16 protein-coding genes and 1 riboswitch are annotated in these 16,821 nt (G+C 61.5%); of the genes, 11 read left to right on the forward strand and 5 right to left on the reverse strand.

All coding sequences use genetic code 11. From position 1 onward, the window contains the following. Positions 1-70 precede the first annotated feature (70 nt). Together RAH42_RS01170 and RAH42_RS01175 are read right to left on the reverse strand one after the other, a co-directional pair. Positions 71-436 (reverse strand): class II SORL domain-containing protein, encoded by a 366-nt coding sequence (locus tag RAH42_RS01170; protein ID WP_078015281.1) that lies wholly within the window; start codon positions 434-436, stop codon positions 71-73. Positions 437-604: 168 nt separating this feature from the next. Beyond that, on the reverse strand, positions 605-1,543 hold the full coding sequence (locus RAH42_RS01175; RefSeq protein ID WP_078015282.1) for a DnaJ C-terminal domain-containing protein: 939 nt from the start codon (positions 1,541-1,543) through the stop codon (positions 605-607). Between the two features lie 195 nt (positions 1,544-1,738). Here RAH42_RS01175 and dapF point away from each other — a divergent pair, with 195 nt between their 5' ends. From dapF to RAH42_RS01200, 5 genes are all read left to right on the forward strand, one after another. Next, complete coding sequence (gene dapF, locus RAH42_RS01180; protein WP_078015283.1) at positions 1,739-2,554, forward strand: diaminopimelate epimerase; 816 nt, start codon at positions 1,739-1,741, stop codon at positions 2,552-2,554. A gap of 28 nt (positions 2,555-2,582) precedes the next feature. Beyond that, positions 2,583-2,789 (forward strand): flagellar assembly protein FliH, encoded by a 207-nt coding sequence (locus tag RAH42_RS01185; RefSeq protein ID WP_078015284.1) that lies wholly within the window; start codon positions 2,583-2,585, stop codon positions 2,787-2,789. A 61-nt stretch (positions 2,790-2,850) separates the two neighbouring features. Beyond that, positions 2,851-3,183, forward strand: coding sequence for a diacylglycerol kinase (locus RAH42_RS01190; RefSeq protein ID WP_078015285.1), 333 nt, complete (start codon positions 2,851-2,853; stop codon positions 3,181-3,183). 88 nt (positions 3,184-3,271) lie between these two features. Continuing rightward, positions 3,272-4,324: a BMP family ABC transporter substrate-binding protein gene (locus RAH42_RS01195; RefSeq protein ID WP_317539774.1), complete on the forward strand. Its 1,053-nt coding sequence runs from the start codon at positions 3,272-3,274 to the stop codon at positions 4,322-4,324. Positions 4,325-4,417: 93 nt separating this feature from the next. Next, positions 4,418-6,061, forward strand: a complete 1,644-nt coding sequence (locus tag RAH42_RS01200; RefSeq protein ID WP_078015287.1) for a Na/Pi cotransporter family protein — start codon at positions 4,418-4,420, stop codon at positions 6,059-6,061. A 200-nt stretch (positions 6,062-6,261) separates the two neighbouring features. Here RAH42_RS01200 and nhaC read toward each other — a convergent pair whose 3' ends face one another. Together nhaC and RAH42_RS01210 are read right to left on the reverse strand one after the other, a co-directional pair. Further along, positions 6,262-7,815 (reverse strand): Na+/H+ antiporter NhaC, encoded by a 1,554-nt coding sequence (gene nhaC / locus RAH42_RS01205; protein WP_078015288.1) that lies wholly within the window; start codon positions 7,813-7,815, stop codon positions 6,262-6,264. Between the two features lie 151 nt (positions 7,816-7,966). Further along, entirely contained in the window at positions 7,967-9,538 is a 1,572-nt protein-coding gene (locus RAH42_RS01210; RefSeq protein WP_317539775.1) for an amidohydrolase, read from the reverse strand. 374 nt (positions 9,539-9,912) lie between these two features. On the opposite strand from RAH42_RS01210, the gene RAH42_RS01215 reads away from it, so the two are divergent. From RAH42_RS01215 to RAH42_RS01240, 6 genes are all read left to right on the forward strand, one after another. Then, positions 9,913-10,587 (forward strand): GntR family transcriptional regulator, encoded by a 675-nt coding sequence (locus RAH42_RS01215; protein ID WP_078015290.1) that lies wholly within the window; start codon positions 9,913-9,915, stop codon positions 10,585-10,587. A 218-nt stretch (positions 10,588-10,805) separates the two neighbouring features. Further along, complete coding sequence (locus RAH42_RS01220; protein ID WP_078015291.1) at positions 10,806-11,462, forward strand: metal-dependent hydrolase; 657 nt, start codon at positions 10,806-10,808, stop codon at positions 11,460-11,462. 96 nt (positions 11,463-11,558) lie between these two features. Next, a riboswitch (SAM riboswitch) is annotated at positions 11,559-11,651 on the forward strand. 94 nt (positions 11,652-11,745) lie between these two features. Next, positions 11,746-12,765, forward strand: coding sequence for an ATP-binding cassette domain-containing protein (locus RAH42_RS01225; protein ID WP_317539776.1), 1,020 nt, complete (start codon positions 11,746-11,748; stop codon positions 12,763-12,765). Then, entirely contained in the window at positions 12,758-13,411 is a 654-nt protein-coding gene (locus RAH42_RS01230) for a methionine ABC transporter permease (protein ID WP_078015292.1), read from the forward strand. Before RAH42_RS01225 ends, RAH42_RS01230 begins: the two co-directional genes overlap by 8 nt. 26 nt (positions 13,412-13,437) lie before the next feature. Next, complete coding sequence (locus RAH42_RS01235; protein ID WP_078015293.1) at positions 13,438-14,232, forward strand: MetQ/NlpA family ABC transporter substrate-binding protein; 795 nt, start codon at positions 13,438-13,440, stop codon at positions 14,230-14,232. 748 nt (positions 14,233-14,980) lie between these two features. Further along, positions 14,981-15,901, forward strand: a complete 921-nt coding sequence (locus RAH42_RS01240) for an alpha/beta hydrolase (RefSeq protein ID WP_078015294.1) — start codon at positions 14,981-14,983, stop codon at positions 15,899-15,901. 74 nt (positions 15,902-15,975) lie between these two features. Here RAH42_RS01240 and RAH42_RS01245 read toward each other — a convergent pair whose 3' ends face one another. Then, positions 15,976-16,716, reverse strand: a complete 741-nt coding sequence (locus tag RAH42_RS01245) for an IclR family transcriptional regulator (RefSeq protein ID WP_078015295.1) — start codon at positions 16,714-16,716, stop codon at positions 15,976-15,978. Positions 16,717-16,821: the final 105 nt, after the last annotated feature.

Raw genomic sequence — 16,821 nt, forward strand, 5'->3', positions numbered from 1 at the left:
ATGAAAAAAGCCGATGATCAAGCGATCACCGGCTTTTTTATCTTTGAAGATTTTGTGTTCCGCAGGCGGATTACTCCACCGCGATCTCGGCGCTGGATTCCCAGAGGCCGTGGATGTTGCAGTAGGAAACGGCGATGAGCGTGCCGCTCTCCTTGAGTTTGACGTGCAGGCATCCCTGAGGCGCCGTGGCGTTGTCGCCGTGGACGTCGAAGGTCAGCTCGCCGAGTTCGACCGCGAACTTGCTGGACGCGCCCTTGAAGTAGAGCTTGATCCAGGCGATGTAATGCTCCATCGTGTTGGGATGGGCGATCTCCTTGCCCACCGAAAGCATCACGTGGGCCGTCTCCCCCGCCTTGACGGACGCCGGCGCTTCGATCACGGGAACGTGCTTTTCGCCTTTCCAGTCGCCGCTTTGAATCAATTCACCAATTTTCATCGTATTACCCCCATGGATAGATTTGGTTCTTGTACTCCGACCAATTATATCATGTATCTCCCGGAAGGGCAAAAATTATCGCCCGCTCCGCTCAAAGAACGTATAAAATCCCCCGCGCCTCCGGCAGATGTCGTTCGCCCGACTCCCTTCGCCGCAGAAAAGCGAGCGTCAGGCGTGCAGCGCCCTGATCTGTTCCCACAGTTCCCGTTCGCGGGAAGAGACGTTCTGCGGCACGCTGATCCCGATCACGGCGTAAAGGTCGCCGCGCAGGCTGCCGCCGCGCATGGGCAGTCCCTTGCCGTGCAGCCGCAGGCGGGTTCCCGACTGGGAGCCGGCGGGAACTTTCACTTTCAGCGCGCCTTCGGGAGACGGCACGCTTACGGTCCCGCCGAGCACGGCGTCCCACGGCGCCACGGTCACGGCGGTGACGAGGTCGTAGCCGCTGATCTCGAAGCGGCTGTCCGTCTCGATGTGAACGACGACGTAGAGATCGCCGTTCTCGCCTCCGCCCCGGCCGGGCGCGCCCTGGCCGCGCAGTTTCAGGCGCGAGCCTTCGCGGATGCCGCGGGGCAGGTTCACCTCGATGGTACGGGGCCCCGCTGCGCCGCTGAGGGTCATGTTCCGTTTCAGCGGCGCGGCCATCACGTCGGCCAGCGAAAGCGTGATCCGCACTTCGCTGTCTTCGCCGCGGGCCGCGCGGCCGCGGCCGCCGAAGAGGTCGCTGGCGCTGAAGCCCCGCGCGGGGCCACCCATGTTGCCGAAGATGGTCTGGAAGAACTCGCTGAAGCCGCCGCCGTCGCCGAACTCCATGTGCACGCCGCCGCCGGGGAATCCGCCGAAGCCCTGGAAACCGCCGCCCTGTCCGCCGAACTGCTGCGCGGCTTCCCAGTTGGGGCCGAGGGCGTCGTACTTCTGGCGCTTTTCCGGATCGTGCAGCACTTCGTACGCTTCGTTCACGTCCTTGTACTTCCGCTCCGCGCCGGGGGTCTTGTTCACGTCGGGATGGTACTTCTTCGCCAGCTTGCGGTACGCGCTCTTTATTTCCTGTTCCGTGGCGGTCTTGGACACGCCGAGAATTTCGTAATAGTCTTTGTAGGCTACGCTCATAGCCGGACACCTCCACTGGTCAGAGCGATTCTTTTATCGTCTAACCAAAGCTGACCATATTATATATTACTGGATTTCCTTTGTCCAGAGGAGGAAAACGAGACGTCGCGGAGCGAAACGGAAAGTTTTGGACAGAGCGCGCCGCTTGAGGTAAAATGAGAATGGAAAAATAAAGCGCCTCGCGGAGGAATGAGCATGGAGTTTTGGAAGATCAACGGCAACGGCAACGATTTCATCACGCTCGACATGCTGGCCGCGCAGAAATCGTCGGCCGAGCTGGCGAAACTGGCGCGACGCCTCTGCCGCCGCCGCGCCTCCATCGGCGCCGACGGGCTGCTGATCGTGGAGCCGTCCGCGAACGCGCATTTCCGCATGAGGCTGTTCAACGCCGACGGATCGGAGGCCGAAATGTGCGGCAACGGCGCGCGCTGTATCGCGCGCTTCGCCTGCGAGCGCGGCGTCGCGCCGGCCGAAATGACGTTCGAGACGCTGGCGGGCGTGATGCGCGCGCGCGTCGAGGGCAGCTTCGCCGAGATCGACCTGGGCGAGCAGTCGTTCGCGCCGGGCTGGATCGACCGGCCGCTGACGATGGACGGTGCGACGTTCCGCAGCTGTTTTCTGTGGGTGGGCGTGCCCCATCTCGTGCTGTTCGCATCGGAGGAGCTGAGCCGCGAGGACTGCCGGCGTATCGGCCGCGCGTTTCGTGCGGACGCGTCGCTGTTCCCGCAGGGCTGCAACGTGAACTTCGCGCGCCCCGTCGGACGCGGCGAGCTGACGGCCGTCACCTACGAGCGCGGCGTCGAGGACCTCACCGATTCCTGCGGCACGGGCGGCGTGGCGGCGGCGCTGTCGGCCAGTCTGCTGTTCGGCATGGACGGCCCGATCGAGGTGCACAATCCCGGCGGCACGAACCGCGTCGCTTTCGAACGGCTTGACGAGACGCGCTTCCGCGCCGCTCTGGGCGGGAACACCGCCGTTGTCGCCAAGGGGGAACTTGGCCCCGATGCCTGATCATACCAGTGAAGGGGGAGAAGAGTTCATGAAGGACAAACGAGAGCTTTCCAAGGACGAGCTGGAGCTGCTCCGCGACGAAGCGCTGCCTCCGGCGGAAGACGAAGAGATCATCGAGGACGACGATTGGGCGGAGTTCCGCAAGATGAGCCCCGAAGAGCAGAAGTGGGCTCTGATTCAGCTTCAGCTCGATCAGGAACAGAAATACATCGAGAGTATTTTCACTCCCGAATAGGGAATAAAAAAACGCGGAACGGCGTTCCGCTCCGCGGCAGAATCTTTCAGGACGTGGTGTGATGAGACATTTTTTCAAAGCGCTGGCGTATTCCTGGAGCGGCTTTCTCGTGCTGCTCAAGGAAGCCGCGTTCCGTCAGGAGCTGGTCATGCTGCTTGCCGCGCTGTCGGTCGTGTGCTGGCGGCGCGGCCTTTCCGCCCTCGGCGCCGCGCTGCCCTGGGGGCTGCTGGTGCTGGTCGCGGAAGCGCTCAACACCGGCATCGAAAAGACGGTGGATCTCTGCACGCCGGAACGGCATCCGTTGGCCAAAGCCGCCAAGGACGCGGCCAGTTTCGCCTGCGGCACGGCGATCCTGGCGTTCGCGCTGGTCTGCGCGCGGGAACTTTTCCTTTAGATCGTTTCGGTCGGGAGGCCGTTGTCTTCCGGCCGCAAAATGCCGGAAGTCCGAGAGCTTCCGGCATTTTTTTGAAAGGCGGGATGTGATGCGTTTCCTTCGCGTTTTACTGCTGCTGGCCGTATGGTCAGTGAGCGCCGCGCCGCTTCAGGCGCGCCGCCCTCTGCCGATCGGAGTCGTTTTTTCCTGCGGTCCCGAGGACTCGATGTTCCGTTCGTCGTTGAGCGGTATCAAGCGCGCCCGATCGGAACTGGACGTTAAGATCACCAGCTATCTCTGCAACTACAACAGCGCCGAATACGAGTCGACTGTCGCGGAGGCCGCCCGGCGGAACCGGCTGGTGCTCGCCGTCGGCAGTCCTCTCGCCGAAGCGGTCGACAGGGCGGCCCGCGCGCACGAAAGCGCCGATTTCGTGCTGTTCGACGCGAAATCCGTCAATCCCGGGGTCTCGTCGGTGCTGTTCCACCAGAGCGAAGCCAGTTATCTGGCCGGCGTGCTGGCCGTCCGTCTGGCGGCGCGCCGAAATTCCCGGAAGATCGGCATCATCCTCGGCGAGCGCGGCGAAAAAACGCCGGCGATGCTGGATTTTCTGCTCGGCTTTGAGCAGGGGGCCAAGGACGCCGACGGACGGACGACGCTGCTGAAACGGAGCGTCCAGTCCTGGAACTCCCCTCAAAAAGCGAAGGCCATTGCCCGCGCCATGCATGACGAGGGCGCACAGGTGATCTTCCAGGCGGCGGGGTTGTCGGGGAACGGCGTCGTCGAAGCCGCCATCGAAGAGGGTTTCTACGTGATCGGCGTGGACGAACCGCAGGAGCGCCTTGCTCCCGGCGTCGTGCTCACGGCGGTGTTGAAGCGCTTCGACCTGGCCCTCTTCGACGTGATCAGCGCCCGCGTGGGCGGTCATCTCCGGCGCGGCGCCACGCTTCATTATCGGCTGTGGAACCGCGGCGTCGAACTTTCGTGGACTTCCAACGCGCTGATCCCCGACGAACTGCGCCGCGAGCTCGAAGGGCTCTCCTACCGCATCGTTGACCGCGCGATCCGCGTCGCCAGCTGTTATAACGACGACGGCACCTTCAAGGCGACGCTGAAACCGCTGCCGCCGGAGTTTTCCGCCTCGGGATCGGGGAAAAAATAACGTTTTCGCCACGGGGTTCCCATCGGCACCTTGAAGCGAAGAAACGTCTGCTTCATCGAAGGGACGGCTTTTCATGAGAAACGGGGGGAACGAATGAATCTGAGCACTTTGTTCCAGATCATGGGCGGCGTCGGGCTGTTTCTGTACGGCATCAAACTGATGGGCGACGCCCTGCAGGACTTGACGGGCGACCGCATGCGCACGCTCATCGCGTCGCTGACGAGTACGCCGCTGAAAGGCGCGCTGGTCGGCACGCTGGTGACGATGGTGATCCAGTCGAGCGCCGCCACGACGATCATGTCGGTGAGCTTCGTGCAGGCGGGGATGATGACGCTGAAACAGGCGCTCGGCGTGATCATGGGAGCCAACATCGGCACCACCGTCACGGCGCAGCTGGTCGCTTTCAACATGAAAGAGCTGGCGCTGCCGCTGCTGGGCATCGGCATGCTGTTGGCGGTGTTCGGCCATTCCAAAAAGCGCCGCTACGTCGGCAACGGCATCTTCGGCTTCGGCCTGCTTTTCATCGGCATGAACACGATGGAGCACGCGCTCGGCTTTCTCGCCGCCAACAAACAGTTTTTCCTCAGCTTCGCCTCTCGGCCGCTGCTCTGCGTGGCTGCCGGTACGCTGCTGACCATGGCCGTGCAGTCAAGTTCGGCCACCGTCGGCCTGACGATCGCCATGGCCGTGCAGGGACTGCTGCCGCTCCAGTCGGCCATCGCCATCCTGCTGGGCGACAATCTTGGCACGACGATCACCGCCGTCATCGCCGCACTGGGATCGAGCCGCTCGGCCAAGCAGGCGGCGGCGGGACACGTGCTCTTCAATCTGCTCGGCGTGGCCATCTTCCTGCCGCTGCTTGTCCCTTACTCGGCGCTGATCTCGCACACGTCCGGGAATATCGCCCGTCAGCTGGCCAACGCCCATACGCTCTTCAACGTCGTCAACACCATGTTCCAGCTGCCCTTTGTGAGCCTGCTCGCCCGGCTAATCCAGAAACTGCTTCCGGTCAGGGATGAAAAAGTTTACACCGGCGCCCGTTATCTGAACGAGAGCCTGCTGAACACGTCGCCGGCCGCCGCGCTTACGGCGGTGCGCAATGAACTGCTGAACATGGGCGGCATGGCGCTGGAAATGCTCGACCTGGTAAAGCAGGCCTTCGCCGCTAAGGACCCGTCCGCCGCAGCCAAGCTGAACCAAGTGGAGGACGGCCTCAACGACCTGACGCGGCGCGTCGCCTCTTTCGCCGCTAAGCTCTGGCAGCGCCACATCTCCGATCATCTTTCCTCGCTGCTCGAATCTCTCGTCAACGGCTCCAGCGACATCGAGCGCATCGGCGACCATGCCCAGAACATGATGGAGCTTTACGAATACCTTCAGGACCACAATCTCGAATTTTCGCCGTCGGCCGTCCAGGAGTTTTCCGCCATGATGGCTCTGGTCCGCGAGATGGTGCAGAAGGCGCTCGAAGCCCTGCGCGCGGAGAACGTCGAACTGGCCCGCGAGGTGTCGGTGACGATGGAAGACCGGGTCGACGCCATGGAGAAGCAACTGCGGCACATGCACATGCAGCGCCTCAACGACGGGACCTGTACGCCCTCGTCCGGCGTACTCTTCATCGACCTGGTCAGCAACATGGAGCGCATCGGCGACCACGCCACCAACGTCGCGGAAATCATTCTGGAAACGTCCGGTCTGCAGGCACGCCGGGAAACGGGCAAAAAGTTCGAGCTGTGACGAGCGCGGGGAGACGCGCGCGTCGCCGCGAGGACGTCCCAAAAAGCAACCGGCTGAACGTCTACCGCGCCGCTTCGTGGTGTAGCTTTTTGACTCAAACGACGAACGAGTTGCCTTCCAACTCGTTCGTCGTTTTTTATCGGGAGTTAGTGTGAAATTGCCCTCGGAATGTAACAAAGTCAAACTTTCAATGCAGGATATTATTCGGCTGCTCTGGCGTTGATCAGCGTACGGCGTTCGCGTTTGATGGAGCCGTCGGGCTGGCGCCAGAATACGCCGATACCGAGGTAGATGATGGCGATCGCGACGAACGGGCAGAGCCAATTCAAGAGGGCATAAGGAGCGTAATCGAGCGTGGCGACGCCGAGGACGCCCGCCGCGTAACCGGCGCAGACGTTCCATGGGATCAGCACGGAAGTCAGCGTGCCGCAGTCTTCCAGCGAACGGGAAAGCATGCGGGGTGCGAGCCCGCTCTCCGCGAATTTTTCCTTGAACATGCGCCCGGGGATGATGATGGAAAGATACTGGCTGCCTGTCAGCAGATTGCCGATAAAACAGGAGGCGATCGTCGTGGCGATCAGGCCGCCGGCACGGCGCACGCCGCGAGTGATGGCGCTGAGCAGAACGCGCAGGAAACCGCCCGCTTCAAGAAAACCTCCCATGGCCATCGCGGCGATAGCCAGCTCGACGGACCACATCATCGGGAACATGCCGCCGCGCCCCACAAGACGAGAGATCATGGCGGACACGTCCTTGGCCAGTTCGGGCGCAAGCGTGATCCCCCTTTCGGCCAGGAGCCCGGCAACGGCCGTCATGTCAGCGGCGCCGGCGACCTGAGCCGTCAGCTGAGGTTTGTAGCCGCTCTGCCCAAGGGACCAGATCTCGCCGATGGAAACGCCCTGGGTAAAGGCCATGATGACGGACACGAGAATACCGAGGCAGATGCCGGGCATGGCGGGGACTCTCAGCGCCGAAGCGACGATAACCACAAGCGGCGGCACGACGCAGAGCCAGCTCACGTTGAACTCGGCGGCGATCATGGTCTGGATGGCCTTGATGCGCTCGGCATCCAGCGTCTGACCGGCAAAACCGCGCCCCCAGAAGATGTACACGGCGAAGCAGATCAGCAGTGTCGGCAGAGTGGTCCAGAGCATGGCGCGGATGTGATCGAACAGGTCGTTTCCGGCCACGGCCGGAGCCAGATTCGTGGTATCCGAAAGGGGCGACATTTTGTCGCCGAAGTAGGCTCCCGAGACCACGCAGCCGGCGGTCATGGCGGCGGGGACGCCCAACCCGTTGCCGATGCCCATCAGCGCGACGCCGATCGTTGCCTCGGTGGACCACGAAGAACCGGTGCAGAGAGCGATGATCGAACAGATCACCATGGTGGCCAGCGGGAAGTACGCGGGGCTGAGGATGTCCAGACCGTGATAGATCAGGCCGGGGATGATGCCGGCACGCATCCAGATGCCAATGAGAATGCCGACGAGCATCAAGATCATGCACGAGGGCAGCGAGGCCATAATGCTGTTCAGCGCCGCCTGCATGACGTCGTCGTATTTCAGCTTCAGCCACCAGCAGTCGACCAGAGCCACTACCATGGCCAGCATGGCGATGGGCACGTGCACGTCGACGCCGTATTTCAGCGTTGCCAGCGAGACGACGGCCGTGATCAGGGCGATCAGCAGAAGCGCCGCTCCCAGCGTCGCTTCGCGTTTTGTTTCGTGCGGAACTCTCTTTTCTTCTTCCAACATCGTTGTTTCCTCCTTCACGATTTCAAATTCGCATACGAGCGTCTCGCGGATGCCCGGTAAAACACCCCGTTAACCGAGCCGTAGCGCGGCTTTCAGCCTCTGCGCCGGAGCGGATGTTCCACGTGGAACATCCGCTCCGGCGCAAAAATTTTCAGCGCGACCAAACCTTTCTTCCCTCCAGATACGTGGCCAGATGCGTCGTGCGGCGCAGTTCCATGGCAGGCTTTTCAAAAGGATTGCCGTCGGTCACGGTGAAGTCGGTGCGATAGCCGGGATGGATGCGACCGAACTCGTTTCCTCTGCCGACGGCGCGCCACGGATTGATCGTATAGGCCGTCAGGGCTTCGTCCAGCGTCAGCGTCTGCGAGGGATCGTACTTGAGCGGCGAGCCGTCGTCGTCGCAGCGGCACACTGCATTCCAGATGCCGATCCACATGTTCTCCAGTTCCATCGGCGCGTCGGTGCTGCCCACGACAAGCAACCCCGTGTCCCAGAGCGCGCGGAAGGGATACGCGTCGAGGGCGCGCTGCGCGCCGAGGCGCAACGGCGCCATGACGCGATCGGTGTAGCATTGACAAGGCTGCAGGTCGAGCACGACGCCAAGGCGGGCGAGTCGTTCGCGCAGGTCTTTGGGACAGCAGATCACGTGCACGAAGCGATACGGCAGTCGCGGCCGTCCCTCTTCCCCGATGACGCGTTCCACGGCGCCGGCGGCCTGTTCGACGGCCGCGTCGCCGATCATGTGCGCCTGCACCTGAATGCCGCGGCGGTGAGCCGCGCGGATCAGCCGATCAAGCTCTTCGTCGGTGTGATTGGGTACGCCGCGGCTCCCGGGCATGTCGTCGAAGGGCTCGCGCATGGCGCAGGTGTGTCCGCCCAGCGTGCCGTCCATGAAGATCTTCAGGCCGCCGTACATGATCTGATCGTTGCCGATGCCGGAGCGGAAGGTGAACTCCGGCAGCCGGTCGTGATAGCAGATCACGCGCACGGGCAGTTTGCCCCGCTCGTACAGATTCTGCCAGGTGAAGATTTCCTCGCCGAGAGCGTATTTGGGCGCGTCGCAGGCATGCCCGCACGTGACGCCCCGAGAGGCCATGCACAGCGCGGCTTCCTCCATCGCGTCCGTAAGCTTTTGCGGCGTCTCGTATTCCGCTGCCACCGCTTCGATGATGGGAGCTGCGCCGCCTTCGGTCATGACGCCGGTGACTTCGCCCCTTTCGTCGCTCAGCACGTAAGGATCGGCGCTGTTCCACAGGCCGCTTTCCTTCATGGCGCGGGTGTTGGCGATGTGGCGATGGCCGCAGTAACGGCTCATCACGACGGGATGGTCGAAGTTGAAAGAGTCAAGCCATTCCCGCGTCGGCGGCGTCGTGTCGGCCCAGGCCATCTCGTTGAAGTTAATGGCGCGGATCCATGCGCCGGGCTTGAGCTGCGCCGCTTTTTTGCGAAGCATCTCGCCGGCTTCCGCAAGAGATTTGACCGACAGCAGGTCGACGTAGAGACGTTGACGGGCAAAAGCGGTCAGATGCAGATGCCCGTCGCTCATGCCGGGCATGACCATGTTGGCGCCATAATCCTCCACGTCTGCGCCGGGACAGGCAGCGCGAGCGCTGGCCCAATCGCCCACGTAAACGAAACGACCGTTCTCGACTGCCGTCGCCTCGGCCCAAGGGCGGTCTTTGCATCCCGTCCAGATCTTGCCGCGAATCACAAGGCTTTTCATATTCTGCGCCCCGCCTTTCCTTCGATTTTCTGTTTTGGTCCTGCAGAAAACGCATACGAATTTCAGCCGACATCACATAAGCAATCGACGCAAAATTCTGTCTCGTCGGATATTTATTATAATTCAGTATTGTATACGTCTTTGCGTTTTTTCATCTGCCCAAAATCACTCATTTGTTCCCATCCGATGAGACAAAATTACAGCAATAAAATGCAAAAATCGTATTTTGCAAAAATTTAGCTGCGATATATCTCGAAAAATCCGCACAGAAACGGCTCGCGGCGATGTGGTGTATAATTGTGAAGATCGTTCCGACAGCGACGGGAGTCAACGGCCGACCGTCCATTCAGCCCAGCTTGCAGGAGGCTCTGAAAATGAAAGAACCGGAAGCTTACGCCCCGACTGCCGCGGATTTCGTCTACCGACATCTGCGCGCCCAGATCTTCGCCAAAAAGCGCCAGCCCGGCGACCGGCTCACCGAGGAGGCGATCGCCCAGGAGCTCGACGTCAGCCGCACGCCCGTGCGCGAGGCGATCCGCCGCCTCACCGCCGAGGGATTGGCGACGCTGATCCCCAACGCCGGCGCCCGTCTGGCCAATCCGACCAAGAAAGAAATCATGGATACCTACGAGCTGCGCGAATATTTGGAGTGTCTGGCGGCGCGCAAGGCGGCTCTCAACATCACGGGCGCGCAGGCGAACACGCTTCAGCAGACGATCGACGAAGAAGAGCAGATTTTCGCCGCCCGCAATTTCGAGGCCTATCTCGACGTGAACAACCGTTTTCACCGCACGCTGGCGGAGTGTTCCGGCAACGCCGTGCTGGCGGAGTTCGTCGGCAATCTGCTGGCGCGCACCTGCGTGTACATGATCTTTTACGATTCGTTCTTCGACATGAGCACCAACCCCAGTCTCGACGAGCACCGCGCCCTGCTCAAGGCGCTGCTGGCGCACGACTCCGACAAGGCGGAGCAGCTCATGAAAGTCCATTTGATGCTGTCGGCCACGTCGCTGAAAAGCAACGAAGGACTGCGCGTTCGCAGCGAATAAACGTAGACCGCCATGAAGAGGACGCGCTACCTTGGAAGGATCGCTCAACCGGTTTTATCGTCTCCGTTAACAGAGTTACCGTTATCTAAACATCAAAGATACAGTTCCGTCGAAAATATGCTATGCTGAACGTACGCAGCTGGAGCCGCAAGGAGAAGAGCCGTAGAAATGCTCGTTCAGGATGCGACGCCTGATCCAAATGGAAGGGAGCGATTTTCATGAGACTGACGTTTTTGGGACATGCCTGTTTTGATCTGTGCGACGGAAAATACCACGTGCTCACCGATCCCTATCTGAGTGGCAACGACCTTGCCGCCGCGAGAGCCGGCGAAGTTCCCGCCGACTTCATCCTCGTCAGCCACTGTCACGGCGACCATCTCGGCGACACGCTGGACATCGCCCGGCGCACGGGGGCGACGGTGGTCGGCGTGGCCGAGCTGCGCGGCATGCTGACGGAGGCGGGGCTGAAAAACTGTCTCGGCAACATCGGCGGCTGGGGGCCGATGCCGTTCGGGCGCGTCAAGCTGCTTCAGGCGATCCACGGCAGCGGCCTGCCGGGAGCGCTGGCCTGCGGCTTTCTGATCGAGATGGGCGGCAAAAAAGTTTATTTCGCCGGCGACACGGCTTTTTACGGCGACATGGCGCTGCTGGCCGAGGAAAAACTGGACGCGGCGCTGCTGCCGATCGGCGATTTCTACACGATGGGGCCGGACGACGCGGCCCGCGCGGCCCGCGCCATCGGCGCGAAGATCACCGTGCCCATGCATTACGACACGTTCCCGGCCATCAGGCAGGATCCGCAGGCGTTCAAGGCGCTCTGCGAGCCGGCCAGCAGGGTCGCGGTGCTGCGGCCCGGCGAATCTCTCGAGCTGTAAACTCTTCCGCGAAAACGTTCTGTCGGCCGGATCCGCGGCGCTCTCTTGCGCTTCGCGGAAGATTGTGTTATCATACCCGTCAATCAAACAGCGCAACTTTTATCAAGAGTCAGGGGAGAGAGTCAGCTCGATGATCCTGCACCAACCTGCCCGCACGGGGAAAGGTGGTCCTGCTGACAGCGATGAGGGGAAGCCTCAAAGAGGGATTTGAGCCGCCTTGCCATCGCAGGGCGGCTTTTTCGTTCTTCCCGGCACGACGCGCGCTTTTCAGGAAGGTGAAATCATGATCCAGCTCCGCGGCATCAAAAAAATCTATCGCGCGCCCGACGGCCGTTCCGTCGAGGCGCTGTCGGGCATCGACCTGGACATCGCCGACGGCGAGATCTTCGGCATCATCGGCCTCTCGGGCGCGGGCAAATCGACGCTGCTGCGCACGATCAACCGCCTCGAAGAACCCAGCGGCGGACAGGTCGCCATCGACGGGCAGGAGATCACGGCGCTCGACGCGGGCGGACTGCGGCTGGCGCGGCGCAAGATCGGCATGATCTTTCAGCACTTCAACCTGCTGGCCTCGCGAACGGTGGCGGGCAACATCGCCTTTCCGCTGGAACTGGAAGGCTGGAAGCCGAAAGACATCAAAGACCGCGTCGCCGAAATGCTCGACGTCGTCGAGCTTTCCGACAAGGCCGGCAGTTACCCGTCGCAGCTTTCTGGCGGGCAGAAGCAGCGCGTCGCCATCGCCCGCGCGCTGGCGAACCGGCCGCACGTGCTGCTCTCCGACGAGGCCACCAGCGCTCTCGATCCCCGCACCACCAAATCGATCCTCGGCCTGCTGGCCGGCATCAACCGTCTCATGGGGCTGACGATCGTCGTCGTCACCCACGAGATGAACGTCATCCGCGAGATCTGCTCGCGCGTGGCCATCATCGAGTCGGGGCGCATCGTCGAGCAGGGAACGGTGAAAGAAATATTCCTGAACCCGCGCTCGAAAACGGCGCGCGAGTTCCTCGCCAAACTGCCGCGCACCGGCTACGACGAAGGCGCGGGACTGCCCCGCGAGAGCGGCAAGCCGGTGGCGGTGCTGACCTTCGACGGCTCGGCGGCGGAAGCGCCCCTGATCTCGCAGACGATCAAGGCCACGGGGGCCGACGTCAACATTCTCGCCGGCGCTATCGACAGCCTCTACGTGTCGCGCGTCGGCACCCTCACGGTGCAGTTCGGCGGCGCGCCGCAGGTGATCGCCGCGGCGATGGACATGATCCGCGCCCATAACGTGCAGGTGGAGGTGGTCTGGAATGGCTAAAATCTTCGACCTATTGGCCGGACCGACGCTGCAGACGCTCTACATGGTCGGCCTGTCGAGTCTGTTCGCGATCCTGCTGGGGCTGCCGCTGGGCATCGCCCTCACGCTGACCGAAAAGGGCGGCCTGTGCGAAAGCCGCTTTGCCGGCAAAGCGCTCGACGTCTTCGTCAACGTCTTTCGCTCCTTCCCGTTCATCATCCTCATGATCATCCTCTTCCCGCTCTCGCGGCTGATCGTGGGCACCACCATCGGCACCACGGCCGCCATCGTGCCGCTGTCGATCTCGGCCGCGCCGTTCGTGGGGCGCGTCGTGCAGAGCGCCCTCAAGGAAGTGGACCGCGGCGTGATCGAAGCCGCGCAGGCCATGGGCGCCGACGTCAGGACCATCGTCCTGAAAGTGATGATTCCCGAAGCGCTGCCCTCGCTGGCCGCGGGCGCGACGCTGACGGTCATCGCCATCGTCGGCAGCTCCGCCATGGCCGGGGCCATCGGCGGCGGCGGGCTGGGCGACGTGGCCATCCGCTACGGCTTCCACCGCTTCCGCAGCGACGTGCTGATCGCCGCCGTCGTCGTTATTATCGCCATTGTTCAAGGGATCCAATGGCTCGGTAATAAAATCGTCCGGAATCTGAGCCGGAATCGATAATTTATTTTTCGGGAGGTTTTGCTGCAATGAAAAAAATCTGTGTTCTCGCTCTTACCGTTTCTCTGTGCTTCGCCGGCGCGTCCTTCGCCGGCACGCTGCGCGTCGGCGCCACGCCCACGCCTCACGCCGAGATCCTCGCCCAGGTCAGGGACGACCTCAAAGCCCAGGGCGTCGACCTGCAGATCGTGGAGTTCACCGACTACGTCACGCCCAACCTGGCGCTCAGCGACGGCGAACTCGACGCCAACTACTTCCAGCACCTGCCCTACCTGCAGAGCTTCTGCAAAGACCGCGGCCTCGATCTGGCCTCCGCCGCCACCATCCACGTAGAACCCATGGGGCTGTTCTCGAAGAAGTTCGCCACGCTCGAAGGGCTCAAAGACGGCGCGCTCATCGCCGTCCCCAACGATCCCACCAACTGCGGGCGCGCCCTGCTGCTGCTCCAGTCCGCCGGACTGATCAGGCTGGCGGCGGACAGCGGTCTCACCGCCACCGAGCTGGACGTCGAAGAGAACAAACACGGCTTCAAGTTCCGTTCGCTCGAGGCGGCCCAGCTGCCGCGCTCGCTCGACGACGTGGACGCGGCCGTGATCAACGGCAACTACGCACTGCCCGCCGGTTTCAACCCCGCCAAGGACGCCCTGCTCGTCGAAGGCGCCGATTCGCCCTACGCCAACGTCATCGCCGTCAAGGCCGGCAACGAGAACAACGCCGACGTGCAGGCGCTGATCAAAGCCCTGCAGAGCGACAAAGTTTCCAAGTACATCCTCGGCGCCTACGCCGGCGGCGTACTGCCCGCGTTCGGCGGCCCCGCCAAGTAGAAAAAAGGCAAACTGTTTTTTCGGCCATGCTGTTCCGCATCTTGCAGATCGGCATGGCTGCTTGTTTTCCGCCGCCTCAGCGCAAAAATGTTCCACGTGGAACATTTTTGAAAAAGCGCCCGCGACAGTCTGCCGTACTGCGCTGATGATGGAATACGAGGCGCGGCGTTTTCAATGACGCCTTTTCATTGAAAATCGGTATCACAGAATCGAGCGGCAGTATTAAAGAGAGACGCGCCGAGTGCGGCGCGTCTCCTTTTATGGGGGGGACAAAACGCGTCCGGCATGGGAAGTTATGGAGATCTTCTCCATCCACAACTTTTATTTTAAGAGTTTAAAATAAAATCTTGCCTCTGACCCTTCATCACGTCACTTGAATCAAATAAGACAAAGCACATCATGTTTCTCTCGGAGAAGAAGGGAATGGGGATCTGATTCGTCAGAAATAAAAGTCTCAAATTCAGTTTTCATCGCGTCACGCCGCAACTATAATTTATTCTGTATGCACGGAGCGTTTTCCCGTCTCATGGAATGAGGCATTTTGGCTCAAAACTATCATTTCTTAATTTTATTATTTTTTATAGCAATTTTTCCTTGCGCGCCGCTTGGTAATCTGATCGCTCCATGATAGAATTAAATTAGTTAATCACAAAGAAATACTTTCAAGGCTGTCTTCTTCATTTTCAAAAGATCGGTTTTTCTCTTTTGGAAGGATTCTCCGATCACGGGCAAAGGAGGTCGGGCGGAAATGAACGCTGAAACGAAAATCACAGATGTCATCGCAAACGAAAATTTCAAGGGATATGGCCATCTCCTTTTTCCCGGGCGTCTGAGCGAATCCGACAAAAAACGCACGCTGGCGCAGATCGCGCCGCTGTTCCCCTATCATAGGCATTTGAGCGTCGACGTCACGTTGAACGTCCTCAACTCCATGCTCGCGCGGGAAAAGAACGGCGAGAAGATCTTCTACGACCTTTATTCCGACGAAGAGAAAGGCAGGGATCCGGCCAAGGCGGAGACGGGGCTGTTCTCTTTCCGCGGCGTCAAAAAAGCGCCGTTTGCCGTTATCTGCGCGGGAGGCAGCTTCCAATATGTCGCGTCGCTCCACGAGAGCCTGCCGCACGCGCTGGAGCTGAGCCGCATGGGATTCAACGCCTTTACGCTCCACTATCGGACCGAAAGTCTCGAAGCCGCCTGCGAAGATCTGGCGGCGGCGATCACGCAGATCTTCGCCCATGCGGAAGAGCTCAACGTCGGCACGGAGTGTTATTCGCTCTGGGGCAGCTCGGTCGGCGCCCATATCGCCGCCTATCTGGCCTCGTACGGGCCGCACGGTTTCGGCGGCGCGCAGCTGCCGCGCCCCGGCACGCTGGTGCTGCAGTACACCGGGCACACCAATCACACCCGCCGGGAACCGCCCACCTACGTCTGCGTGGGCGAAAACGATCCCGTCTGCGACTGGCGGGTGATGAAAAAGCGTCTCGACGCGCTGGCGGCCTGCGGCATCGACACGGAATTCCACAAGTACCCGCATCTCGGACACGGCTTCGGCCTCGGCATCGGCACGGAAGCCGAGGGCTGGATCGCCAGCGCCGCCGCGTTCTGGAAGCGCCATCTGCCCCGGCGGATGCTGCGCGTGCTCAGCCGCTTCGAAGCCGCGGCCGTCTGATCGGCGACAAAAAAATCCGGCGCTCCTGTCGTGCGGGAGCGCCGGATTTTTTTGTCGCCGGAAATTTCTTCGGTTCACGAATCGAGGATACTTTTTCGCAGTCGGGCGGCGGCTTTCTGAAGGACGCCGCGAAACGCCTCGAACTGCGGCACCACGGAATTTTTCGCGCCGCCGATGGCCAACACCGCCATGACCGTCCCATCGGGGTTCAGGATCGGCGCCGCCGCTTCGGCGGTTTCCGGCACCAACTCTTCGACGCTGACGGCATAACGCTTCTCTCTGATCTTCTCGATCTCCGCCAGCAGCTCTTTGGAGCCGGTGATCGTCGCGGACGTGTAGCTTTTCGGCTCGGAATAGACGATGTACTTCTGCAGCGGCTCGGGCGCGAAAGCCAACAGCGCCTTGCCCGCCGCGCCGGCGTGCAGGTCGAACAGCTTCGCGCGACGGCCCGCGAGCGCGGGCGCGTCTTCGGGCAAAGACGCGGCGACGCTGAGACCGCTGAACCCGTCGAGCGTGCACAGAGACACGCTTTGCCCGGTCTGATTGCACAACGCCTTCAGCAGATCCTGGGACTGGTTGACCAACGCCAGACGAAGCGCCCAGCCGTTCGACTGGCCGAGCAGCTTGTAACCGATCCGATAGCCCTGCGTCCTCTTGTCCTGCGCGACCCAGCCGTTCTCTTCCATTCCTGACAGAAAACGCTGGACCGTGCTCTTGGGAATACCCGTCCGCATCCCCAGCTCGCGGACGCCGAGCTCGCCGCCGTCGGCGAGCAGCGTCTCGATGAGCGCCATGATGTTGCGCGTAGAATTCATGGAACCTGCTCCTCTCTCGCTCTGAAAATTGCTGTGAACATTCTATGATTTCTATGATCAAAATATAGCATTTCGCAGACATAACTGTCAAGCGCGCCGCAGGAG

This window comes from Pyramidobacter sp. YE332 (assembly GCF_033060595.1).
GTDB lineage: Bacteria > Synergistota > Synergistia > Synergistales > Dethiosulfovibrionaceae > Pyramidobacter.